The 22,909-nt window shown below is 70.6% G+C and carries 15 protein-coding genes, 1 pseudogene and 1 riboswitch; of the genes and pseudogenes, 5 read left to right on the top strand and 11 right to left on the bottom strand.

Features of this window, described 5'->3' with window-relative positions; translation table 11 throughout:
- Positions 1-48 precede the first annotated feature (48 nt).
- Complete coding sequence (locus BJ971_RS05195) at positions 49-915, top strand: amino acid ABC transporter permease (RefSeq protein ID WP_184990306.1); 867 nt, start codon at positions 49-51, stop codon at positions 913-915.
- A 39-nt stretch (positions 916-954) separates the two neighbouring features.
- Here the strand turns inward: BJ971_RS05195 and rny are convergent, their stop codons facing one another.
- The 6 genes and pseudogenes from rny to BJ971_RS05165 form a co-directional block, all read right to left on the bottom strand.
- Positions 955-2,682, bottom strand: a complete 1,728-nt coding sequence (rny, locus tag BJ971_RS05190) for a ribonuclease Y (RefSeq protein ID WP_184990305.1) — start codon at positions 2,680-2,682, stop codon at positions 955-957.
- 374 nt (positions 2,683-3,056) lie between these two features.
- Positions 3,057-3,752: a hypothetical protein gene (locus BJ971_RS05185; protein ID WP_184990303.1), complete on the bottom strand. Its 696-nt coding sequence runs from the start codon at positions 3,750-3,752 to the stop codon at positions 3,057-3,059.
- A gap of 2,743 nt (positions 3,753-6,495) precedes the next feature.
- Positions 6,496-7,026, bottom strand: a pseudogene (locus tag BJ971_RS42600) (regulatory protein RecX); the annotation flags it as partial.
- A gap of 876 nt (positions 7,027-7,902) precedes the next feature.
- On the bottom strand, positions 7,903-8,949 hold the full coding sequence (recA, locus tag BJ971_RS05175; RefSeq protein WP_184990301.1) for a recombinase RecA: 1,047 nt from the start codon (positions 8,947-8,949) through the stop codon (positions 7,903-7,905).
- Positions 8,950-9,148: 199 nt separating this feature from the next.
- The gene (locus BJ971_RS05170; protein ID WP_184990299.1) at positions 9,149-9,349 is read right to left on the bottom strand and encodes a DUF3046 domain-containing protein; all 201 of its coding nucleotides are present in this window, start codon (positions 9,347-9,349) and stop codon (positions 9,149-9,151) included.
- 86 nt (positions 9,350-9,435) lie between these two features.
- Entirely contained in the window at positions 9,436-10,098 is a 663-nt protein-coding gene (locus BJ971_RS05165; protein ID WP_184990297.1) for a UdgX family uracil-DNA binding protein, read from the bottom strand.
- Positions 10,099-10,211: 113 nt separating this feature from the next.
- Positions 10,212-10,421, top strand: a riboswitch (cobalamin riboswitch).
- 129 nt (positions 10,422-10,550) lie between these two features.
- Between BJ971_RS05165 and BJ971_RS05160 the strand changes: the two genes are divergently transcribed.
- Entirely contained in the window at positions 10,551-12,962 is a 2,412-nt protein-coding gene (locus BJ971_RS05160) for a ribonucleoside-diphosphate reductase subunit alpha (protein ID WP_184990295.1), read from the top strand.
- The gene (locus BJ971_RS05155; protein WP_184990293.1) at positions 12,963-13,958 is read left to right on the top strand and encodes a ribonucleotide-diphosphate reductase subunit beta; all 996 of its coding nucleotides are present in this window, start codon (positions 12,963-12,965) and stop codon (positions 13,956-13,958) included.
- A gap of 68 nt (positions 13,959-14,026) precedes the next feature.
- Here BJ971_RS05155 and BJ971_RS05150 read toward each other — a convergent pair whose 3' ends face one another.
- A complete protein-coding gene (locus BJ971_RS05150) occupies positions 14,027-15,373 on the bottom strand; it encodes an aminotransferase class I/II-fold pyridoxal phosphate-dependent enzyme (RefSeq protein WP_184990291.1) in 1,347 nt (448 codons plus the stop codon).
- Between the two features lie 46 nt (positions 15,374-15,419).
- Between BJ971_RS05150 and BJ971_RS05145 the strand changes: the two genes are divergently transcribed.
- Both BJ971_RS05145 and leuE read left to right on the top strand, forming a co-directional pair.
- Positions 15,420-16,658 (top strand): bifunctional pyridoxamine 5'-phosphate oxidase family protein/GNAT family N-acetyltransferase, encoded by a 1,239-nt coding sequence (locus BJ971_RS05145; RefSeq protein ID WP_239087555.1) that lies wholly within the window; start codon positions 15,420-15,422, stop codon positions 16,656-16,658.
- Positions 16,659-17,120: 462 nt separating this feature from the next.
- The gene (gene leuE / locus BJ971_RS05140) at positions 17,121-17,900 is read left to right on the top strand and encodes a leucine efflux protein LeuE (RefSeq protein ID WP_184990289.1); all 780 of its coding nucleotides are present in this window, start codon (positions 17,121-17,123) and stop codon (positions 17,898-17,900) included.
- A 117-nt stretch (positions 17,901-18,017) separates the two neighbouring features.
- Here the strand turns inward: leuE and BJ971_RS05135 are convergent, their stop codons facing one another.
- The 4 genes from BJ971_RS05135 to BJ971_RS05120 form a co-directional block, all read right to left on the bottom strand.
- Complete coding sequence (locus BJ971_RS05135) at positions 18,018-18,794, bottom strand: sporulation protein (RefSeq protein WP_184990287.1); 777 nt, start codon at positions 18,792-18,794, stop codon at positions 18,018-18,020.
- A gap of 11 nt (positions 18,795-18,805) precedes the next feature.
- The gene (locus BJ971_RS05130; protein ID WP_184990285.1) at positions 18,806-19,864 is read right to left on the bottom strand and encodes a hemolysin family protein; all 1,059 of its coding nucleotides are present in this window, start codon (positions 19,862-19,864) and stop codon (positions 18,806-18,808) included.
- Entirely contained in the window at positions 19,861-21,162 is a 1,302-nt protein-coding gene (locus BJ971_RS05125; RefSeq protein WP_184990283.1) for a hemolysin family protein, read from the bottom strand. The genes BJ971_RS05130 and BJ971_RS05125 overlap by 4 nt, the downstream gene beginning before the upstream one ends.
- 145 nt (positions 21,163-21,307) lie before the next feature.
- Positions 21,308-22,894, bottom strand: a complete 1,587-nt coding sequence (locus tag BJ971_RS05120; RefSeq protein WP_184990281.1) for a M28 family peptidase — start codon at positions 22,892-22,894, stop codon at positions 21,308-21,310.
- Between the last annotated feature and the right edge of the window lie 15 nt (positions 22,895-22,909).

Here is a 22,909-nt window from a genome sequence, read left to right as displayed (position 1 = left end):
TCCGTCCAAGGCTCATGACATCGCCGGAGCGCTAGCGGAGGCGATGGCATGAGCACCGACGCCGTCCTGTACGACCACCCGGGGCCAAGGGCGAAGATCCGCAACGGGATCCTGACCGTGGTGTTCGGCATCGCCCTGCTGGCGCTGCTGTACTGGGTCTACCTGAAGTTCGACGAGAAGGGTCAGTGGGCGGCGGCGCTGTGGGAGCCGTTCACCGAGTCGTCGACCTGGACGGACTACCTGCTGCCCGGCCTCTGGAAGACGGTGAGCGCCGCCGCCGTCGCGATGGTGCTCTCGCTGATCTTCGGCCTGGTCTTCTCGGTCGGGCGGCTCTCCGACCACCGGTGGCTCAGCGTGCCGTCCGGCATGGTCGTGGAGTTCTTCCGCGCCGTACCGCTGCTGCTGCTGATGTTCTTCATCTTCTACGGCGTCCCGTTCATCACCGAGTCGCCGATGCCGCCGTTCTGGGCCGTGGTCGCCGGCCTCACGCTCTACAACGGTTCGGTGCTGGCGGAGGCGTTCCGCGCCGGCATCAAGTCGGTGCCGCGCGGGCAGAGCGAGGCCGGCTACGCGATCGGCTTGCGCAAGAGCCAGGTGATGCAGGAGATCCTGATGCCGCAGGCGGCCCGGGCGATGCTCCCGGTGATCGTCAGCCAGCTGGTCGTCCTGGTGAAGGACACGGCGCTCGGCTACATCATCGGCTACGCGGAGCTGCTCCAGAGCGTGAACAACCTGGCGGCGAACTTCGGCAACATCGTCGCGGCCGCCATCGTCGCGGCGATCATCTACATCGCCGTGAACGCGTCACTGACGGCCTTCGCCGGCTGGCTGGAGCGCCGCACCCGGCGCAAGGGCAAGGCCCCGAAGTCCGCCGACCCGGTACCGGTCGGCGCCGTCGAGCCCATCGGCGACTAGCGGTTTCGTTGCTGACGCCGGGCGCCTACGCGTCCGGCGTCAGCGCGCCAGCTCGGTGACCCGCGACTCCCGGACGACCGTAACCCGGATCTGACCCGGATAGGTCAGCTCCTCCTCGATCTGCTTCGCCACATCCCGGGCCAGAACAGCCGCGCCGATGTCGTCCACGTCCTCCGGCCGCACCATCACCCGGATCTCGCGGCCCGCCTGCATCGCGAAGACCTTGTCGACGCCGACCTTCCCGGCGGCGATCTCCTCGATCCGCTCGAGGCGCTTCACGTACGCCTCCAGGCTCTCCCGCCGCGCGCCCGGCCGGCCGCCGGAGCACGCGTCCGAGGCCTGCGTCAGCACCGCCTCGATCGTCTGCGGCGGCACCTCGTTGTGGTGCGCCTCGATCGCGTGCACGACGTCCTCGGACTCGCCGTACTTGCGGGCCAGGTCCGCCCCGATCAGCGCATGGCTGCCCTCGACCTCGTGGGTCAGTGCCTTGCCGATGTCGTGCAGGAACGCCGACCGCTTGATCGTCGGAACGTCGAGGCGCAGCTCGGCGGCCATGATGCCGGCGATGTGCGCCGTCTCGACCAGGTGCTTGAGCACGTTCTGGCCGTAGCTGGTGCGGTACCGCAGCCGCCCGAGCAGCGTCGCCAGCTCGGGGTGGATGTCGGTGATGCCGACGTCGACGAGCGCCTCCTCGGCCGCGCGCTCGCAGAGCCGCTCGACCTCGTTCTTGGCGCTGTCGAAGACCTCCTCGATGCGGTGCGGATGGATCCGGCCGTCCAGCACCAGCTTCTCCAGCGTCAGCCGGCCCACCTCACGGCGTACCGGATCGAAGCAGGAGAGAAGGACCGCCTCGGGGGTGTCATCGATGATCAGATTGACCCCGGTCGTCGATTCGAACGCCCGGATGTTGCGGCCCTCGCGGCCGATGATCCGGCCCTTCATCTCGTCGCTCGGCAGGTGCAGGACGCTGACCACGCTCTCCGCGGTCTGTTCGCTGGCGATGCGCTGGATCGCGTCGACGACGATGTGCCGGGCCCGGGTGTCGGCGGTGTGCTTCGCCTCGCTCTCGATGTCGCGCACCAGGATCGCCGCCTCGCGCTTCGCCTGGTTCTCGATGTTCTCGATCAGCTCGACCCGGGCCGCGTCCGCGGTCAGCCCGGCGACCCGCTCGAGCTCGCGGCGGCGAGCCTCCTCGGCGCCGGTGAGCGCGGACTCCCGGACGGTCAGCGCGGCCTCGCGGGCCGACAGATCGGTGTCCATCGCGACGAGCCGCCGCTCCCGCTCGACGAGCCGCTCGACCTCGTCGGCGTGCAACCGCTCCCGCTCGTCGATCCGGGCGGCGCGCCGCTCGACCTCGGCGGCCTGTTCCTTGGCCGTGGCGTTCAGCAGGGCGACCTCGCGCTCGCCGCTGCGCCGGGCGGCGGTACGCACCTGCTCCGCGTCGGACTCGGCCTGGCGGTGTGCGTGCTCGAGGATCGTGTCGGCCTCGCCGTGCGCGTCCTCGAGGACCCGGCGTGCCTCGGCCCGCGCCGCGGTCGCCTCGGCCTTGGCGGCGGCGGCCTCCGCCCGTACGGATGCGGCCTTGGCGTTCGCGTCGTCGACCTTGGCCATGGCATCGTCGACGGTCTGCTCACGACGGTCCCGGTCGGCGGTCTTGCTCTCCTGGAGTTGACGCAGCGCGCGAGCGCCGAGCACCAGTCCGACCACCACGAAGGCTGCGAGGACGACGACCGCCATCACGAGCACCCAGATCACGCTCGTGGTCATCTCGCCGCGTCTCCCCTCGCTGCGGCGCATGGCTGCGCCGGCTGTGTAGGGATGCCCGACCAAAGGCGGCTGAGCGCGGGCATGTTCAGCCAACGGCGCCTATCTCAGCGTCGAGGACCGACCGCCGGGCATGTCTGGCCACCGCCCGCGCGGTCTGCGGGCGGAGGAGGCATCGATGGCGCCCCACGCCGTAAGTGATGCCGTAATGTGATGCGATCTATATTGTGCGCTTAGCCTGCGATGGTCGAGCAAACCTTGTGTAACGCGAGGCTAGGTCGCGAGTGCCGGTTCGGTCAAGGACTCATGATTCGGCAGAGGACGGGACGCTTGGCACAGACCCGCTCACGCCCTGCTCAAGTACGTTGGGGGGCAATTCAGGCGTAGCGGGCCCAGATGTCACGCATGGGTTCCCATTTCTCCCCGCTGCCTTCCTTCCAGAACGCCAGCAGGTAGGCGGCTATGGGGGTGGAGCTGTCGTCCCACCAGATGCCGCTGACGGTCTTGCCCGACGCTTGGTAGGCGAACTCCACGTAGTTGCCGTTCGTCCGCCCGGATGGAGTCGCCCGCTCCACGGCGGGGCCGACCCCTGGGGTGAGCTCGCGGGCATCGACGTTCTGCCCGAGCGTCTCGACGCGCGCCTTGTCCCGGTCGGCGGTGGTGGCGTACTCCACGAAGATGACGCTCATGGCGTCCATCTCGCAGCGGACCCGGGCCTTCTCGGCCTTGTTGACCGTGGGGCCGTCCGGGTCGCCGCTGCGGAGACAGCCGGAGAGGTGAGGAAGCCAGCCCTGTGCGAGGGGAGCCAGGCCGCCGGACAGCTTCGGCTGGTTGATGGCGATCTGATTCTGCTCGTACGGCCCCAGGGCCGGTGCGGCGCCGGCGGTCGCCGCCGGGGCACCGGCGCCGGCCGGCTCACGACCGCCGGCGGTCGACCGGCCGAGGAACCAGCCGCCGGTGCCGAAGACAAGCAGGCCGACCGCGAGGCCGGCGAGGGCTGGGAGCACGAAGCGGCCGCGGGGCTGCTTCGGGGTGGGCTCGATACGCGGGCCACTGCCGAACGCCGGCGCCACCGAGAAACCGTAGGGGTCTGATGGGCCACTGCCTGAGACCGGATCTGCGCCGGACCAGCTCGGCGGGCTTGAGGCGCTGTAGTCCTCCCCGTAAGCCGGACCACCACCCGAGGTCGGGGCCGCACCATATGCCGGGCCGCCACCCGAAGTCGGGGCCGCACCGTAAGCCGGGCCGCCACCCGAAGTCGGGGCCGCACCATATGCCGGGCCGCCACCCGAAGTCGGGGCCGCACCGTAAGCCGGGCCGCCACCCGAAGTCGGGGCCGCACCATATGCCGGGCCGCCACCCGAAGTCGGGGCCGCACCGTAAGCCGGGCCGCCACCCGAAGTCGGGGCCGCACCGTAAGCCGGGCCGCCACCCGAAGTCGGGGCCGCATCATGTGCCGGGCCGCCACCCGAAGTCGGGTGGGGTTCGTTCGGCTGTTGCGGGCCTCGGTGGAACGGGCCGTATGCCGGACCGCTACCCGAGGCCCGGGCCGCACCGTATCCCGGAACCACTCCCGAAGTCGGGGTCGCACCGTGAGCCAGATCCCCGGCCGAAGTCGGATTCGGACCATGCGCCGGGCCGCCACCCGAGGCTGGGGCCGCACTGTGTGCCGGACCCCCGCCAGTAGTCGGATGGGGTTCGGTCGGCTGTCGCGGGCCGCGGTGGAACGGGCCGTAGCCGTATTGCTGATTGCTCCCGGCGTTGTCGCCGGTGAGGTTCGGAGAGGGCTGGTTCTCGGCGGCGGCGAACCGCGGGCCGTAGTGCGGGGTGGCGGTCGCGGGGTCGGTCGTCGGCACTGCGTCCCCCGCTGGACTACCTGTCGGGGAGAATTCGGCTGCCTGACCAGCGATGGGAGCCGTCACGCCCGCCGGGCCAGTGACCGGAGCCGTCACGCCCGCCGGGCCAGTGACCGGAGCCGTCACGCCCGCCGGGCCAATCGCCGGACCCGTCACGCCCGCCGGGCCGGTCGCCGGCGCTGGCTCGTAGGTCGGTGCAGGCCCGGATGTCGGCACGGCCAGAGACGTCGGCGCGGGCCCGATGGTCGGGCCGCTTGGAGGTACGGATCCGCCGTAGGGCGCAGTGACCGGCGGGTGGGCGACTGGCGAGTGAGCGATCGGCGAGTGAGCGACCGGCGGCTGCCCAACCGGCGGGTGATTGACCGGCGGGTGATTGACCGGCGGGTGATTGACCGGCGCGGTCGGGTCTTCCTCGCCAGGCCTCCGAATATCCATCGACACTCTCAGATTGGCAGTGACGTCTGCCGGATCGTCGGGCATCGGTGCGGGAGTTCCGTCTTGGCGCTCTTCCGGTGGATACCCGGAGGGCGCCGCGTGCACATGGCCCTCCCTTGGACCGGACAGGGCCTGGCTGTCCGGCGGGACAGAATGCTGACCAGGGATTTCGTCGCCGGAGTGCGGTGGCGAAACGGCGCCCTCGGGCGAACCGCCGGGCGCGACCTGCGGGACGACCTGAGCCGTCGCGTCGGGGCTCTCGTGGAGGGAGCCACCATCGCGCCGAGCTGGGTGGAAGTCGTCTGTCACCACGCAGCAGATTACCAGTCCGAGGCCATTGGCGACGCCCTGCGAGATCCACCGGCGACAATGGACCCGCAGCCCGGGAGGGGACCACGGGTCCGCTGTCGTACAGGTGTCACCCGAGTCGATCGAGCCGAACACCAACGCATCTGGCCTCGTCAGCGCCCCTGTACCGACGATGCGAAGCGAGGAACATTGCCCGGGAGGACAGCAAGCAGGTCACGCGATGCCATCACAACCCCAACAGGGAAAGCGAATCCAACATCTCAGCGAACACTTATCGCGAGACCGAAATATCAACCGCAGCGCGACGGCTGGACAGTTCGGACGGCCTCGATGTTCGTCTCGATAGGACGCACAAAAGCGAGATTTCTGGCCGCACTCGAACGGGGTCGCAGTGGACCGGGCACCTTCACGACACATATGGCCGAATTGGGCGATCGTTCACCTCCGCAGATCCCGCCCACCATCCGAACCTCGTCCGGCACTCACACCGGCCGAATGCCACCTCGGGCACCTCCAACCCGCAGGACAACGTTCGCCCGCACCGCACCGCACCGCACCGCACCGCACCGCACCGCACCGCACCGCACCGCACCGCACCGCACCGCACCGCACCGCACCGCACCGCACCGCACCGCACCGCACCGCACCGCACCGCACCGCACCGCACCGAAAGAATCGCGCCCAGCCGCACCGAGCCGAAGAATTACGCTTCGCCGCACTCAGCCGAAGAACCAGGCCATGTGCGATGACCACCAACACCGACGGGGTCAACGGCCGGTATCGGGTCGACTCCACGATGTTGCGGGTTTCGATCGGCCATATTCCCTAAAGGCTTGCGGTGCGAAGCCGACCTGAACCCGCCAAGCGGCAGGTTCTCGGGTCGACATCGGAGCCACCTGGCGATTTGGACCCGGCGGTTGGTCGAAATGTAAGAGCGACATCAACCGTTGAGCGCGTGGCATACCAGCGCCCAACTCGTGCAAGCGCCCAGCCCGAGAGCGCACGCAACTCACATCCAAACCCAGACCAGCACCCAGCCTGAGGACGCACACGACCCACACCCAAACCCAGACCAGCACCCAGCCCGAGGACGCACACGACCCACACCCAAACCCAGACCAGCACCCAGCCTGAGGACGCACACGACCCACACTCGGACCCGGGCCAAAGCCCTGGTCCGCGCTCGGCTTGCGGGCTCGGTCGGGCTTGCGTGCGATCAGGAGAGTGGGTCGGCGGCTTCGTCTGCCAGGGCGTCGGGGTCGATCTGATCGGCGAACTCGGCCGCCTCGGCGTCGCGGGCCGCCAGGGCGTCCTTTACCGCTCGGATCGCCACGCCGGCCGGGTAGCCCTTGCGGGCCAGCATTCCTACCAGTCGGCGGAATACCTGGTCGGGGGTGCCTCGCGCGGACCGCAGCTTGCGGTCGACCAGGGCGCGGGCCGTGGTGGCCTCGGCGTCGTCGTCCAAGGTCTCCAGGGCCTCCGTGGCCACCTCGGCTTCCACCCCGTGCAGGCGTAGCTCGTTGGCCAGCGCCCGGCGGGCCAGGCCCCGCCCCTGATGACGGGTCGACACCCACATCCGGGCGAACGCGGCGTCGTCGATGATGCCGACCTCGTCGTAACGGTCGAGGACCTCGGCGATCACCTCGTCGGAGATCTCCTTGCGGGCCAGGGTCTTGGCTAGTTCGGCCCGGGTGCGGGGGCGCACCGCCAACTGGCGCAGGCAGATCTCGCGCGCGGTCTCGGACTCGCTGCGCGGCGGCTCGGGCGGCCGCTCCGCGGCCCGGCCACGACGAGCGCGGCCCGGCCCTCCCCCGCGCTGCGCGTCACCGCCGAGCGGGTAGCCACCGCCGGACCGGCCACCACCAAGCGAATCACCGCCACCAGAGCGGCCGCCACCAAGCGGATCACCGCCACTAGACCGGCTACCACCAGCGGGCGCGTCACCGCCACCAGAGCGGCCGCCCTCAGGCGAGTAGCCGCCGCCAAACCGGCCACCAGCGGGCGGATGGCCGTCGAGCGCGCCGAGGCTGCGATCGGGATGGCTGGGGTCGAAGAACAGGTCGTCGTCGGCCAGGTCGGACCGGCTTGCGTTGCTGTCGGAGGCTGCGCCCGACATCGGTCGGGTTCCGCTGCTTCCGAAAGCGCGGTCGCCGCGCGCCGTATCGCGGGTGTTGTAGGGCGGTCCGCCCGGCGAGCTCCGGCGGCGACGGCCCGTCACGTTGCCGCGTTCCGGGTCGTCGGGCCGGAGCTCGCCACCAGAGGGGTCCTCTTCTGTGGGCCGGGGCGGGATCGCATCCCAGCCCCGCCCTGACCGCGCGCCGCGTCGTCCAGCCACCCGGGCTCAGCCCCTCGCCGGGACGATCGGGGCGGCAGCCCGGGCCAGCCGTGAAGCAGCTGGCCGGGCCAGCCGTGAAGCAACAACCCCGGCCGGCCGTGAAGTAGCAGCCCGGGCCGGCCGTGAAGTAGCAGCCCGGGCTCTTGGGACGGAAGCTCTCGACCGTTTTGGCCCGTGGAATTGTGCGGGGTCTCGGCCGCCGCCGGGTTGGTGTGGCGGCGGTGAGGGGTCACCCGGCCCGGGTGGGCTGGGTGCGTCGGATCGCCTCGTCGTCGGAGGTTGCATCGGTCAGAAGTCGACCGGGGGCAGGTCCGGACCGCCGGCGGCGTCACCGGTGGTCTGGCCCACGCCGAGCTTCTCCAGGATCTTCTTCTCGATCTCGGCGGCGACGTCCGGGTTCTCCTTCAGGAACTCGCGCGCCTTCTCCTTGCCCTGGCCCAGCTGGTCACCGTCGTACGTGTACCAGGCGCCGGACTTGCGGACGATGCTCTGCTCGACGCCGACGTCGATCAGCGAGCCCTCGCGGGAGATGCCCTTGCCGTACATGATGTCGAACTCGGCCTGCTTGAACGGCGCCGCGACCTTGTTCTTCACGACCTTGACGCGGGTGCGGTTGCCCACGATGTCGGTGCCGTCCTTGAGGCTTTCGATGCGGCGCACGTCGAGGCGCACCGACGAGTAGAACTTCAGCGCGCGGCCGCCCGTCGTCGTCTCGGGCGAGCCGAACATGACGCCGATCTTCTCGCGGAGCTGGTTGATGAAGATCGCGGTCGTGCCGGAGTTGTTCAGGATGCCGGTGATCTTTCGCAGGGCCTGGCTCATCAGGCGGGCCTGCAGACCCACGTGGCTGTCGCCCATCTCGCCCTCGATCTCGGCGCGCGGCACGAGGGCCGCCACCGAGTCGATGACGATGATGTCGAGCGCGCCGGAGCGGATCAGCATGTCCGCGATCTCGAGCGCCTGCTCGCCGGTGTCCGGCTGGGAAACCAGCAGGGCGTCGGTGTCGACGCCGAGTGCCTGGGCGTAGTCGGGGTCGAGCGCGTGCTCCGCGTCGATGAAGGCCGCGATGCCGCCGTTGCGCTGGGCGTTGGCCACCGCGTGCAGGGCGACCGTCGTCTTACCGCTGGACTCCGGTCCGTAGATCTCGATGACCCGGCCGCGCGGCAGACCGCCGACGCCGAGCGCGATGTCGAGGGCAATGGAGCCGGTGGGGATGATGGCCATCTGTGTGACCGGCCGCTCCCCGAGGCGCATCACCGAGCCCTTGCCGAACTGCTTGTCGATCTGCGCGAGAGCAAGGTCTAGCGCCTTGTCCCGATCAGGTCCTGCCACCATGTCCGCCACCCCTGTACTCGACTTCCCAGGCGTCTTCGCCGAAGCGTTTCTGTTCACCACGCGGGTCACGCTAGACGTTGGGTCTGACAGAAAACGACCGCCGGGTCGTGAGCTGCGGATGACCACGCCGCTGAGGACGATAGCCGAACACGTGTACGACTATCGAGTGACACGCCAGAACAAACGTACGAAAGACGGGTCAGTGCAGGCGCGAAGGCACCCGATCGGGGTACTCGGCCACCACCGCGCGCCAGATGGTAGCGGTGTCCACACCCTGAGCGATGGATTGGTCGATCGTGCGGCCCTGTAGCGCCGAGAAACTCTGATCGCTGGCCAGGCTCCTCGCATATGCGGGGCCGAACGCCTGCTCGAGGCGCCCCCAGAAATCCGTCAACCGCACGGGCAAAAGAGTACCCGCGGCCCGTAGGCGACCCCGCCGCGCGCAACACTGAGACGCACATCACTATCTACATCGATGCGCCGAGATCAGGCCAGGGTCGCCGCCGCGACCTTGAGGTCGTCGACCAGGCCCTGGTAGGCAGCGTCCCGGTCGTCGGCCCGCAGCACCGCCGACGGATGGATCGTCGCGAGCGCCCGGGCCTCGGCCGCCGGGAAGTCCTGCGGGCGCTGCGCCGCCGCCGGCCACGGCAGCAGTTCGCCGCGTGATCTCGTGACGCGGAACGAGGGTCCGAAGAGGGCCTTGGCCGCTGTCGCGCCGAGCGCCACGATCAGGTCCGGCTCGAGCAGCGAGAATTCGGCGACCAGCCAGGGCCGGCAGGCGGCGATGTGCGCCGGGCCGGGCGTCTGATGGATGCGCCGCCGGCCGCGCAGTTCGAAGCGGAAGTGTTTCACGGTGTTGGTCAGGTAGATCACCGACGGGTCGATGCCGGCGTCGCCGACCGCGTCGCGCAGCAGCCGGCCGGCCGGGCCGACGAAGGGCAGGCCCTTCTGGTCCTCGATGTCGCCGGGCTGCTCGCCGACCAGCACCAGCCGGGCATGTGCGGCGCCGCGACCGAAGACCACCTGGGTGGCGTTCTCGTGCAGTTCGCAGCCGCGGCAGCCGGGCGCGGCGGCCTTGAGTTCGTCGAGGTCGTGCGCATCGGCGGGAATGAACCCCTGAGCCCCGGGCGGGGCTTGCGTCATTGCCATGCAGAGGTTCTACCCCTTGCCGTCCCGTCCCCGCGCGGGGCCTCACCCGAACGAGCATGATCCGACACGCCGACACGACATGTGGGGTTGCGCGTTTCGAGTCGCACCTAGATATGGTGTTGCCCGCAGCTGGTTCGGCCGTCTCTCCAGGACGGCCGAGGCAAGAGGGAATCCGGTGGAAGACCGGAACTGCCCCGCAGCGGTGAGTGGGAACGACCGCCGTCATCAGCACTGGGCCCCGGCCTGGGAAGCGACGGCCAGTAGGAGACCGAAGACCGGTCAGGCCCGCGAGTCCGAAGACCTGCCAGCGCGCCGCACGCTCCGCGTGCGGCGGTCCGAGGCCGCGTGGGACGGCCGACGCCCTTCAGGTGTACGCGTACAGCCGCGTCCACCGGCGTCCTCCTGCGCGCCCGGAGACCACTTCGGAACGGGCTCGCGAGGAGAGAGAGTTCATGACGGTCACGCAGGAGCAGACTGCGTCCGATCCCGCCGTACCGGAGCAGCGCAGGCATGCGATGCAGGTGCGCAAGCGCAACGGTGACGCGGAGTCGGTCGACGTCAACAAGATCGTTAAGGCGGTGGAGCGGTGGGTCGCCGACCTGGACGAGGTCGACCCGCTGCGGGTGGCGACCAAGACCATCAGTGGTCTCTACGACGGCGCTACCACCGCCGAGCTCGACCGGCTGTCGATCCAGACGGCGGCGGAGCTGATCGGCGAGGAGCCGCAGTACTCGCGGCTGGCGGCCCGGCTGCTCGCGGCGTTCGTCGACAAGGAGGTCCGCGGTCAGGGCATCGCGAGCTTCAGCCAGTCCATCGCCCGCGGTCACGCGGAGGGGCTGATCGGGGACGACACGGCCGCGTTCGTGGCGAGGAACGCCCGCAAGCTCGACGACGCCGTCGACCCGGCCGGTGACCTGCGGTTCGAGTACTTCGGCCTGCGTACGGTCGCCGACCGCTATCTGCTGCGGCATCCGCGGACGCGGCTGGTCGTGGAGACGCCGCAGTACTGGCTGCTGCGGGTCGCCTGCGGACTGTCGACCAGCGCGGGTGAGGCGATCGCGTTCTACCGGCTCATGTCGTCGCTCGCCTACCTGCCGAGCTCGCCGACGTTGTTCAACTCGGGCACCCGGCACACCCAGATGTCGTCGTGCTTCCTCGTGGACTCGCCGAAGGACGAGCTTGATTCGATCTACGAGCGCTATCAGCAGGTGGCGCGGCTGTCGAAGTTCGCCGGCGGCATCGGCATCTCCTGGTCTCGGGTGCGTGGCCGGGGGGCGCTGATCCGCGGCACGAACGGCCGGTCCAACGGCATCGTGCCGTTCCTGCGCACGCTCGACGCCAGCGTCGCGGCGGTCAACCAGGGCGGCCGGCGCAAGGGCGCGGCCTGCGTCTACCTGGAGCCGTGGCACCCGGACATCGAGGAATTCCTCGAGCTGCGGGACAACACGGGCGAGGACGCCCGGCGCACGCACAACCTGAACCTGGCCAACTGGATCCCGGACGAGTTCATGCGCCGGGTCGAGGCCGATGAGGACTGGTCGCTGATCGACCCGTCCGACGCCCCCGAGCTGCCGGACCTCTACGGCGAGGAGTTCGAGGCCGCGTACCGGATCGCGGAGAGCAAGGCGGTCAAGACCGTCAAGGCGCGCGACCTGTATGGCCGGATGATGCGCACGCTGGCACAGACCGGCAACGGCTGGATGACCTTCAAGGACCCCTCGAACCGGCTGAGCAACCAGACCGGCCACCCGGGCAACACCATCCACCTGTCGAACCTGTGCACCGAGATCCTCGAGGTCAGCGCCGACGACGAGACGGCGGTCTGCAACCTCGGCTCGATCAACCTCGGCGCCCACCTGACCGGCGACGACGTCGACTGGGCGAAGCTGCGCGAGACCGCGCGGACCGCCGTCGTGTTCCTGGACCGGGTCATCGACATCAACTACTACCCGAGCGAGCAGGCGGCGGCGAGCAACCCGCGGTGGCGCCCGGTCGGGCTCGGCCTGATGGGCCTCCAGGACGCGTTCTTCGCGCTGGGGCTGCCGTTCGACTCCGCCGCCGCCCGGGAGCTCTCGACCCGGGTCTCGGAGGAGATCTATCTGACCGCCCTGGAGACCTCGGCGTCGCTCGCCGAACGCTTCGGCACGCACCCCGCGTACCCGGAGACCAGGGCCGCCCGCGGTGACCTGCAACCGGATCTGTGGGGCGTGACCCCCACGCAGTCTGCCCGGTGGGCGGCGGTGCGCGCGCGGATCGCGGACACCGGCCTGCGCAATTCGCTGCTGATCGCGATCGCGCCGACGGCGACGATCGCCTCCATCGCCGGCTGCTACGAGTGCATCGAACCGCAGGTCAGCAACCTTTTCAAGCGCGAGACCCTGAGCGGCGAGTTCCTTCAGATCAACACCTATCTGGTACGCGAGCTGAAGGCGCGCGGCCTCTGGACGTCGGCGGTGCGCGAGCAGATCAAGCGTGCCGAGGGCTCGGTGCAGGGCGTCGAGACGCTGCCGGCGGAGATCCGGGAGCTCTTCCGGACCGCGTGGGAGCTGCCGCAGAAGGCGCTCATTGATCTGGCCGCGGCCCGGTCCCCCTACATCGACCAGTCGCAGTCGCTGAACCTCTTCATGAGCGCTCCCACCATCGGCAAGGTCTCGTCGATGTACCTCTACGCCTGGAAAGCCGGGTTGAAGACCACGTACTACCTGCGCTCGCGGCCCGCGACGCGCATCCAGCAGGCCACGGTCTCCGCCGCGCCGGCCGCGGCGCCGACGCTCCCGGCGGTGGTGCTCCCCGCGCCGGTCGCGGACGAGGACGCCCTGGCCTGCTCCCTCGAGAACCCCGAGTCGTGTGAGGCGTGTCAGTAGATGCTGCTTGATCCTGGAATGGACCTGACCCTGCGGCCGATGAAGTATCCGCACTTCTTCGACCGATTCAAGGACGCGATCAAGAACACCTGGACGGTCGAGGAGGTCGACCTGCACTCCGACCTCGCCGACCTCGCCGAGCTGTCGGCCGCCGAGCAGCACCTGGTCAGCCGGCTGGTCGCCTTCTTCGCCACGGGCGACACCATCGTCGCCAACAACCTGGTGCTCAACCTCTATCAGCACATCAACTCCCCCGAGGGGCGGCTGTATCTCTCCCGGCAGCTCTTCGAGGAGGCGGTGCACGTCCAGTTCTATCTGAATCTGCTGGACACCTATGTGCCGGACGAGACCGAGCGGGCGGCCGCCTTCGACGCGGTGGAGAACATCCCGTCGATCGCGCGCAAGGCGGACTTCTGCTTCCGCTGGATCGACTCGGTCTTCGACCTGCGCGAGCTGCGGACCAAGGACGACCGGCGTGCGTTCCTGCTCAACGTGATCTGCTTCGCCGCCTGCATCGAGGGGCTGTTCTTCTACGGCGCCTTCGCCTACGTCTACTACCTGCGCTCGCGGGGGTTGCTGCACGGGCTCGCGTCCGGGACCAACTGGGTGTTCCGCGACGAGTCGATGCACATGGCGTTCGCCTTCGACGTGGTGGAGCAGGTGCGTGCCGAGGAGCCGGACCTGTTCGACGACAAGATGGAACGGCAGGTCCGCGACATGCTGGCCGAGGCCGTCGAGTGCGAGGTGCAGTTCGCGGCGGACCTGCTGGAGCAGGGCGTCTCGGGCATGTCGCTGACCGACATGCGCACCTATCTGCAGCATGTGGCGGACCGCCGGCTCATCCAGCTCGGCATCGCGCCGCTTTACGGCTCGCCGAACCCGTTCGCCTTCATGGAGCTCCAGGACGTGCAGGAGCTGTCGAACTTCTTCGAGCGCCGGGTGTCGGCCTATCAGGTCGGCGTCACCGGCACCGTGAGCTTCGACGACGACTTCTGACGGCTGGGACCGGCGCCACCACTCGCCGCACGGCGCGCGGTGGTGCCGGTCCGCGCCGATCGTCGAGGTCATCGCGACGGGGCGGGCACGGTCGCCGGGTAGGCCGCGGCCGCCACGTCGTCGGCGAGGCCCTCGATGGAATCGTCGTCGATCTGGCTCACCGTCATCCGGATGCCGGGCGGCGCCTCGACGCGGAACAGGGAGCCGGGCGCCACCGCGTATCCCGCGTCGCGCAGGGCAGTGACCATGCGGGTCTCGTCCTCGACCCTTACCCAAAGGTTGATGCCCGTGGTGCCGTGCGCGCGCACGCCCCGCGCCGCGAGGGCGTCGCGCAGCGCGAGACGACGGCGGTCGTAACTCTCGCCCGCCGCGGCGATCCGGGCCGCGACGTCCTCGTCGCGCCACAGCCGGAGCAGCAGACGTTGCAGCACCGTGGACACCCAGCCGGTGCCGATCCGCATGCGGCCGACCACGCGGGCGATCGTCACCTCGTCGCCCGCCAGCACCGCGATGCGCAGATCGGGTCCGAACGGCTTGGACGCCGAACGGACGAACGCCCACGACGTCGTCGCCCCGCCGAGGCTGTGCAGCGGCACGCCTGACAGCTCCGCGGCATGGTCGTCCTCGATGAGCAGGACGTCGGGACTGTCGGCGAGAACCGCCCGCAGTTCGGCGGCGCGCTGGGCGCTGATGGCGGCACCGGTGGGATTCTGCGCGCGGGCGGTGACCACGACCGCGCGCACGCCCTTGGCCAGGGCGGCGGCGAGCCGGTCGGGCAGCGGGCCCTCGTCGTCGACCGCGACCGGCACCGCGGTGATGTCGAGCGCCCCGAGAAGATCGAGCAGGTTGGCCCAGCCCGGATCCTCGACCGCCACCGAGTCACCCGCGCGCAGATGCGCCGAGAGCAGCCGCTCGATCGCATCGAGCGTGCCGCTTGTCACCGTGATGGCGGCGCCCTCGACGGGCACGCCGTCGGCCGCGAGGCGGGGCCGGGCCGCATCGATGAGCTCCGGCATGGCTCCGGCGGCCGCGTACCCCATGGGTGGGCCGACCTCGTCGGAGACCGCGCGGAGATGCGGAGCGAGACCCGGCAGCAGCCGGGTGTCGGGGTCGCCGGCCGACAGGTCGAGCGCGCCCGCCGGCACCGGCAGACGCAGCGCGGAGCGCGGGCTGGCGACCGCCGGCCGGGTGCGGACACGGGTGCCGCTGCGGCCGACGGACTCGACGATCCCGCGCTGGCGGAGCTCCTGATAGGCCTTCGACACCGTGGCCGGGCTGACGTGCAGCTCGAAGGCGAGCACCCGGATCGGCGGCAGTCGCTCGCCCCACACCCAGTCGCCCGCGCGGACGCCCGCCTCGATGCTCGCGGAAATCGAGGCGGCAGAGGAACCGGTGACCTGATACTGTCCTGACACAGGATTGATTCTGTACTAGCACAGACTTGTTGGCAAGGAGGGACCCGTGACCGACCTCTACCAGCCCACCGCCCGCACCACGGCGACCCGCAGCCGCGACCGCATGCGATACGACCGCGAGGCGGCGCACGCCATCCTCGACGAGGCGTATGACTGTTCGGTGGCGTTCGTGGTGGACGGGGAGCCACGCGTGCTGCCGACGCTGCACGTCAGGGTCGGGGACACCCTCTACGTGCACGCCTCTACCGGCGGGCGGCTCGGCCTCGATGCGCGCGCGGACGGCATTCCGGTCGCGGTGTCGGTGACGCTGCTCGACGGCATCGTCTACGCCCGGTCGCAGTTCCACCACAGCGCCAACTACCGGTCCCTGGTGGCGCACGGCCGGGCTCGGCCGGTGACCGGCGACGCGGAGAAGCGCGCGGCGATGGTCGCCCTGGTGGAGAAGGTGGGCCGTGGCCGTGAGGCCGAGACCCGGCCGCCGACGAATCGCGAGCTGGCGACGACCAGTGTGCTGGCGCTGCCGCTGGTGGAGGTCTCCGTGCGGGCACGCACGGGTGGCGTCGCGGAGGATCCCGAGGATCTGACGCTGCCGTGCTGGGCGGGCGTGCTGCCCATCCGCCGGGTGGCCGGACCGCCCGAGCCGGACGCGGGAGTTACCGCGCCGCCGCCCGCCTACCTGCCGGGGCCGGCGTCGCCGTGGCACACCGCCGCGCCGATGCGTGGCCGGCACGTCTCGCTGGAGCCGCTCGCGCCCGGTCATGCGGACGGGCTGTTGGCAGCGACCGGGGACGACGAGGTGTGGCGGTTCCTGCCCAGCCTGCGCCCGCGGAGTTCCGCGGAGATGGCCGAGCACATCACCGCCGCGGCCCGAGGGCAGTGGGCGGGCGAGCGGGTCGCCTGGGCGCAGTGTGACCCGGAGACCGGCGAGGTGATGGGCATGACGAGCTATCACGACATCGACGTGGCGAACCGGGCCGTCGGCATCGGCCACACCATCCTGGGACGGCGGTGGTGGCGCACCGGCGTGAACACGGAGGCGAAGCTGTTGCTGCTCGAGCGGGCGTTCGAGGTGCTGGAGGCCGAGCGGGTGTTCTGGTACACGGACATACGCAACGAGCGGTCACAGCGGGCGATCGCCCGGCTGGGCGCCAGCCGGGACGGGATGATCCGGCGACACCGGCTGCGACCGGACGGCACGTGGCGGGACACGGTGATCTTCGCGATGACGGTCGACGAATGGCCGGCGGCGGCCGAGCGGCTCCGCGCCCGGCTCGCGGCAGCCTGATCACCCGCAACCCGGCCCGTCAGCCCAGCTCGCGGCAGCCTGACCACCCGGAACCCCGGCCCGGCTCCCGGCTCCCAGCTCCCAGCTCCCAGCTCCCAGCTCCCAGCGAGCTGACCACCCGGAATCCCAGCCCGTCAGCCCGGCTCGCGGCGGTCGGCCGGGCGGAATCCCGGCCGGGGGCCAGCGGCCGGGGGCCCGGGGCCGGGGGCCCGGGGCCGGGGGCCAGGGCCGTCACGGCGGCACGCTCGGGCGATGGCGTGGACCTCGTGCGGCGGATCGCGCACCTCGACGGCGGCGTGGCCCGCTCGCCGGACGCGGCGAGCAGGCTGAGCAGCTGCGCGGTCAGCTGCTCCGGGTTGCGGGACCGGGTCGGAACGGTGGAGCCGTGCGGTGGGCAAGGCCACAGGTTTCTGTCCGCACGACCAATCCCGGGTCGGCGGCCGTTACGCACAGGATGGGGTGGTGCTGGGAATCACCGACTTCTGGACATACGTGCTGGGCACCGTGGCGATCGTGCTGCTGCCCGGGCCTAACTCGATCTTCGTGCTGACCGTTGGCGCGCAGCGCGGGGTGCGGATGGGCTATCGGGCCGCCGCTGGGGTGTTCGTCGGCGACACCGTTCTCATGGTGCTCGCGGCCGCCGGCGTCGCGTCGCTGCTCCGGACATATCCCCCGGTGTTCATGGTCATCAAGTACGCGGGCGCGGCCTACCTCGCCTGGGTCGGTTTCGGCATCATCCGGAGCGGCTGGCGCAAGCTGCGCAACCGCGGCGCGGAACCGGCCGCCCGGGCGGCGAGCGGTCCCACCGGCGAGATCACCGGCCCGGCCGGCGTAGCGACGAACGGCATGGCGGCGAACAGTCCGGCCGGCATGGGAGCGAACGGTCCGGCCGGCATGGCGAGTGACCCGGCGAGTGGAGCGGGCGTCCCGGCTGGGATGCGGCGGCCCTTCCGGCGTGCGCTGGTCGTCAGCCTGCTCAATCCGAAGGCCATTCTGTTCGTGGTCTCGTTCTTCATCCAGTTCGTGGAGCCCGGATACGCGCATCCCGCGCTGTCGTTCCTGATCCTCGGCGCGGTGCTACAGGTGTTCAGCGTGCTCTACCTGACCGCGTTGATCTTCGGCGGGCAGTTCCTCGCGGGACAGTTCCGGCGGCGGCGCCGCCTCGCCGCGGGCGCCTCCGCCGGCATCGGCGCGGTGTTCGTCGGGTTCGGCATCAAGCTCGCCACGGCCAGCGTCAGCTGACCAACCGGGTCCATCCCCGGACGCGGCAGCGCCGACGGAGCGCGACCGGACCGCCTCAGGAACTGGCGAAATGCGATGCGGCCGCATTCGGAACTGACGGAGTGCGACGGGAGTGCCTCAGGGGCTGGCGGAGTGTGACGTGACCGCCTGGTGAATCCACTTCTGCACCGATGATGTCCAGTCGGCGGTCTGCGCGTCGGTGTGTTCCACGCGGTACCGGGCGTAGGTGTCACGGCCCTCCGCCAGCAGGCCGCCGCGCTTGTCGAACTCGAGGATCACCTCGGTGCCCGTTGCATCGGCTACGAAGGTCACTTCCACTTCGTCCATCGACTTCGCGTACTCCGGTGGGGCGGCGAATTCGATTTCCTGATAGAACGGCAGCTCCTGGCGTACGCCATAAATGCCGCCGCGTTCGAGATCGGCGTGCCGTAGTCGGAAGCCGAGGCGGTCGAAGGCCGCCAGGATCTGTTCCTGTACCGGCAGCGGATGGATCTCGACCTCGTCGAGGTCGCCCTGGTCCACGGCCTTGGCCACCGACAGTTCGGTGCGCACGCCCATGGTCATCCCCGCGAGCCGCCTGCCTTGCAGGTGGGTCACCGGCGTCTCCCACGGCACCGAGAGCTGGAAGGCGATGTCCTCCCGCTCGCCGGCGGCCAGCGTGAAGTTGCCGGCGACGGACGCGCGGTGGAATTCGAGCAGGGCGTCGCCGTCCCCGGCCTCGACCCTCGTGACCAGGCTCAGCACGATGTTGTCGATCACCACGTCGTAGTCGCCGCCGGCGATCCGGACCTCTCCGGTGAGTCTTCCGCCTGGGCGGCCGGTGGGGTCGGGCAGCACCGTGTCCACCGTGGGGCCGCCCACCCCGAACGCCCGGAGGACTCTTTTGAAGACCAATCGACTGCCTCTCAGCGCATGCGCCGGCCGACCGGCACCGGATCCGTCTCGTCGTCGAACTCGCCGATCACCTGCTCCAGCAGGTCCTCCAGCGCGACGAAGCCGACGCGGTCGCTCCCGCGGACCACTATCGCCAGCTGGACGCGGGCCGCGCGCATCTGTGTCACCGCGTCGGTCACCGTCACCAGCGCGTCGAGGAGGAACGGCGGGTCCATCAGGTCAGCGGCCGTCGCGTCCCGGCCGGCGGTCGTGACGCGGACGGCGTCGCGGACGTGGACCACGCCGACCACCTCGCCCGACGTCTCCGAGACCACCGCCAGGCGGGAGCGGCCGCTGCTCAGCGACGCCGCCTCGATGTCCAGGGCCGCCGCCTGCGGCGCCACCGTGACCAGTTGGTCGTCGGGGATCAGGACGTCGGCGACCTTGGTCTCCTGGAGCTTGAGCATGCTGGTCAGCAGCTCCGTCTGCTCCGCGCCGATCAGGCCCTCCGCCCGGGAACGTTCCAGCAGGATGTGCATCTCCTGCGGGCCGTGCGCCTGGGCCAGCTGGTCCTGCGGGTGCACGCCGAACGGCTTCAGGGCCGCGTTCGCCAGGACGTTCAGGCCGAGCAGCGCCGGGCGGACCAGCCGGACGTAGCCGCGGAACGGCAGGGCCAGCAGCGTCGCCGAGCGTTCCGGGTCGGTGATCGCCCACGACTTGGGCATCATCTCGCCGATCACCAGGTGCAGGAACGTCACGATGGTCAGCGCGAAGAGGAACGCGATGATCTCGCTCGGCACGTCCGGCAGGCCGAGCGTGTGCAGCAGCGGGTGCACCAGGTGCTCGATGGCCGGCTCGGCGAGGGCGCCCAGGCCCAGCGAGCACAGGGTGATGCCGAGCTGGGCGCCGGCCAGCATCAGGGACAGCTCGCGGCTGCCTTCGAGGGCCGCGCGGGCGGCGCGGCTGCCCTCGGCCGCGGCGTGTTCGAGCCGGTAGCGTTTGCTCGCGACCAGAGCGAACTCGGCGGCGACGAAGAACGCGTTCCCGGCGAGCAGGAGCAGGGAGAGGGTCACGGCCCAGGTCGTGCTCATCGAGATCCCCCGGTGAGGCGTACGGAGCCGGGCACGTGCCGTTTCACCGAGAGCACGGCCAGCGCCGCGCCGGAGGCCAGCAGCACAGAGTCGCCGACCTGCGGCACCCGGCCGAGCTCGGACATCACCAAACCCGACACGGTGTCGTATTCGGAGCTTTCCGGCAACTCGACGCCGGTCGCGTCGGTGACCTCGTCGATGCGCCAGCGGGCCGGCACGATCCACGAGCCGTCGTCCTGGCGGGCGGGGGACGGCTCGGGCAGGTCGTCCTCGTCGCGGATCGGCCCGACCAGCTCCTCCGCGATGTCCTCGAGGGTGATGATGCCGGCGAAGCCCCCGAATTCGTCGACGACGCAGGCGAGCTGGCGGTGGTCGCCGCGCAGCCGGTCCAGCACGGCCGGCAGCCGCAGCGAGGCCGGTACGAAGAGCGGCGGGGCCATCAGCGTCTCGGCCTGGACCGTCGGGCGCGCGGCCGGCGGCACCGGTAGCACGTCCGTGATGCCGACCACGCCGATGATCTCGTCGACGCCGGTGCCCGCGCGTACCGGGAAACGCGACCGGCCGGTGTCCAGCAGCGCGACGACCCGCGACGCCGGGTCGGTGGCGCGGACCGTGACCACGTCCACTCGCGGGACCATCACCTCGGACGCCGTCCGGCGGCGGAAGTCGAGGCCGCGGTCGAGCAGCGCCGACAGCTCCGGGTCGAGGTGTCCCCCGGCCCGGGACTCGGCGATGATCTGCTCGAGGTCCTCCTCGGTGGCGCCCTCGGGCAGCTCCTCGATCGGCTCGATGCCGATCCGGCGCAGCAGCCCGGCCGCCGCCTTGTCGAAGAGCTTGATGATCGGCCCGAAGACGGCCAGGTAGAACAGGGTCGACCGGCCGAGCGCCTTCGCCAGGGCCTCCGAGCGGACGATCGCGAGGTTCTTGGGCGCCAGCTCACCGAGGACCATCTGCACGACGGTCGCGATGAGCAGCGCCAGCACGAACGAGAGCGGACCGGTGACCGCGGTGGGCACGCCGGCCTGGCCGAACAGGTCGGCCATGCCCTCGCCGAGGTACGGCTGGGCGACGTAACCGACGATCAGCGCGGTGACGGTGATGCCGAGCTGCGCGCCGGACAGCACGAAGGAGAGGCGTTCGGTGACCTTCAGGGCGCGGGCAGACGCCTTGTCGCCGCGCTCGGCCTGCTGGCGCAGGCGGCTGCGGTCGACGGCGACGTAGCCGAACTCCTGGGCCACGAAATAGCCGGTCACCGCCGTGACCAGGATGACGAGCAGTAGACCGACCAGGATCAACATGGTGGTTCCGCAAGGACTGCAAGCCGGGCCGAGCCCGGCCGGATACTGCCGATCATGCGCAAAAGATATCAGCGATCGCTGGACACCTGCTGTGAGAAACCCGAGCGAGGGTACGACCGAAGCCGTACCCTCGCCCGTCGGACGGTCAGCCCTGCGTGATCAGGACGTTGTCCACGGCCGCCTCGACGAGGCTGGCCGTGCCGGTGTCGGCGGTCTCCACCTGCAGCCGGATCGACTGCCCGGAGTACGCGGAGAGGTCGACGGTCGCGCTCTGCCAGGCGGCCGCCCGGTTGGTGGCCGCGCCGGCCTGGTTGAACACCGTGGTGGTGGTCGTGCCGGAGATGACGCGCACCCGGAAGTAGTCGCCGCTGCTGGAGTTGTTCAGGTGCGACAGGTACCAGGAGAACTTCAGGCTCAGGCCGCCGCCGCTGGGCAGCGTGATCGCGGGCGACCGGATGGTCGTCGCGCCGCCGTCGACGTCGTTCGCACCGGCGCTGGCGCCGGCCGTCGCGCCGGTGACCAGGTCGAAGGTGCCGCTCACCGTGGTGCCGAGCTGGGTCGCCACGCCGGAGCTGGTCGCGGCCGGGTCGCCCCGCTCGAACAGGCCGGCGGTGGCGGTGTCGGTCGCGCCGGCGTTGACGGTCCAGCCGGTCGCGGTCTCGAACGTGTCCGAGTAGACGGTGGTGCCGGGCGGCGGCTCGGTGGTGCCCTCGGCGAGGGTCCACACCGCGTACGCGATGGCGTCCGAGTTGCGGTCCAGCGCGGTGTCGTTGATGTTCGACGTGGTGTCGCACGACGCGTGGTAGCACGGGTCGAACGTGGTGGCCGTGCCGCCCCAGAGGGTGACCTGGGCCGCGGTCTTGCGGCCCTCCGCGCCGGTGAAGATGCCGCCGGCCGGGATGCCCGCCGCGATGAACGGGCCGTAGTCGCTGCGGCCGTCGAAGTCGGTGCCGCGGGTCGGCACGCCGATCGACGTGAAGTACGCCTCCAGCGTGTCCTCGATCTCGGCGGAACCCGTGGGGCCGGGGCCCGAGCCGGTGCCATCCGAGTTGTCCCCGTCGTACAGGAAATATCCGGGGTTGGGGGATCCGACCATGTCGAAGTTCAGGTAGCCGGTGATGGCCGCCTTCTGCGCCGAGCTCAGCGAGTTCACGTACGCGGTCGAGCCGCGCAGGCCCAGTTCCTCGGCGCCCCACCAGCCGAAACGCAGGTGCCGGTCGGGCTGGAAGCCCGAGCGGGCGACCTGGAGCGCGACCTCGAGGTTGGCCGCCGAGCCGGAGCCGTTGTCGTTGATACCCGGTCCGGCGGTGACGCTGTCCAGGTGCGCGCCGATCATCAGGGTGTCGGACGTGTCGCCGCCCGGCCAGTCGGCGATCAGGTTGTAGCCGGTCGCGCCGTTGTAGGTGAACGACTGCTGCTGCGTCGTGAAGCCGGCCGAGTCGAGCAGATTCTTGACGTAGGTGACGGATGCGAGGTAGCCGGGGCGGCCGTGCGCGCGGTTGCCGCCGTTCGCCGTGGCGATCGACTGCAACTGGGTCAGGTGGGCCTTCACGCTCGCGACCGGGATGTCAGGCGCGGCCAGGGCGACGGCCGGGGCCGCCTGCGCCGGGGCAGCGAAAAGCGCGGCGACCAGGGCCGTCGCGCCTATGAAGGGAACTGCTCTCACGGGGGTCCTCCGCGGGGCTCGTGGGTGCGCCGTCGCCGAGGGTGTAGCGACGGCCACGCCGAGCATTGCAGAGAGAAGCGT

The organism is Amorphoplanes digitatis (assembly GCF_014205335.1).
Classification (GTDB): domain Bacteria; phylum Actinomycetota; class Actinomycetes; order Mycobacteriales; family Micromonosporaceae; genus Actinoplanes; species Actinoplanes digitatus.
The sequence above is the reverse complement of the archived record's forward strand: the minus strand, read 5'-3'. Positions and strand labels throughout refer to the sequence as shown.

What these genes read in the sequence shown, in the direction of transcription:
- BJ971_RS05165 (WP_184990297.1), bottom strand. Translation starts at nt 10,098, where the DNA reads ATGGCAATGACGCAAGCCCCGCCCGGGGCTCAGGGGTTCATTCCCGCC.
- BJ971_RS05120 (WP_184990281.1), bottom strand. Translation starts at nt 22,894, where the DNA reads ATGCTCGGCGTGGCCGTCGCTACACCCTCGGCGACGGCGCACCCACGA.
- rny (WP_184990305.1), bottom strand. Translation starts at nt 2,682, where the DNA reads ATGACCACGAGCGTGATCTGGGTGCTCGTGATGGCGGTCGTCGTCCTC.
- BJ971_RS05125 (WP_184990283.1), bottom strand. Translation starts at nt 21,162, where the DNA reads ATGTTGATCCTGGTCGGTCTACTGCTCGTCATCCTGGTCACGGCGGTG.
- recA (WP_184990301.1), bottom strand. Translation starts at nt 8,949, where the DNA reads ATGGTGGCAGGACCTGATCGGGACAAGGCGCTAGACCTTGCTCTCGCG.
- BJ971_RS05160 (WP_184990295.1), top strand. Translation starts at nt 10,551, where the DNA reads ATGACGGTCACGCAGGAGCAGACTGCGTCCGATCCCGCCGTACCGGAG.
- BJ971_RS05155 (WP_184990293.1), top strand. Translation starts at nt 12,963, where the DNA reads ATGCTGCTTGATCCTGGAATGGACCTGACCCTGCGGCCGATGAAGTAT.
- BJ971_RS05195 (WP_184990306.1), top strand. Translation starts at nt 49, where the DNA reads ATGAGCACCGACGCCGTCCTGTACGACCACCCGGGGCCAAGGGCGAAG.
- BJ971_RS05130 (WP_184990285.1), bottom strand. Translation starts at nt 19,864, where the DNA reads ATGAGCACGACCTGGGCCGTGACCCTCTCCCTGCTCCTGCTCGCCGGG.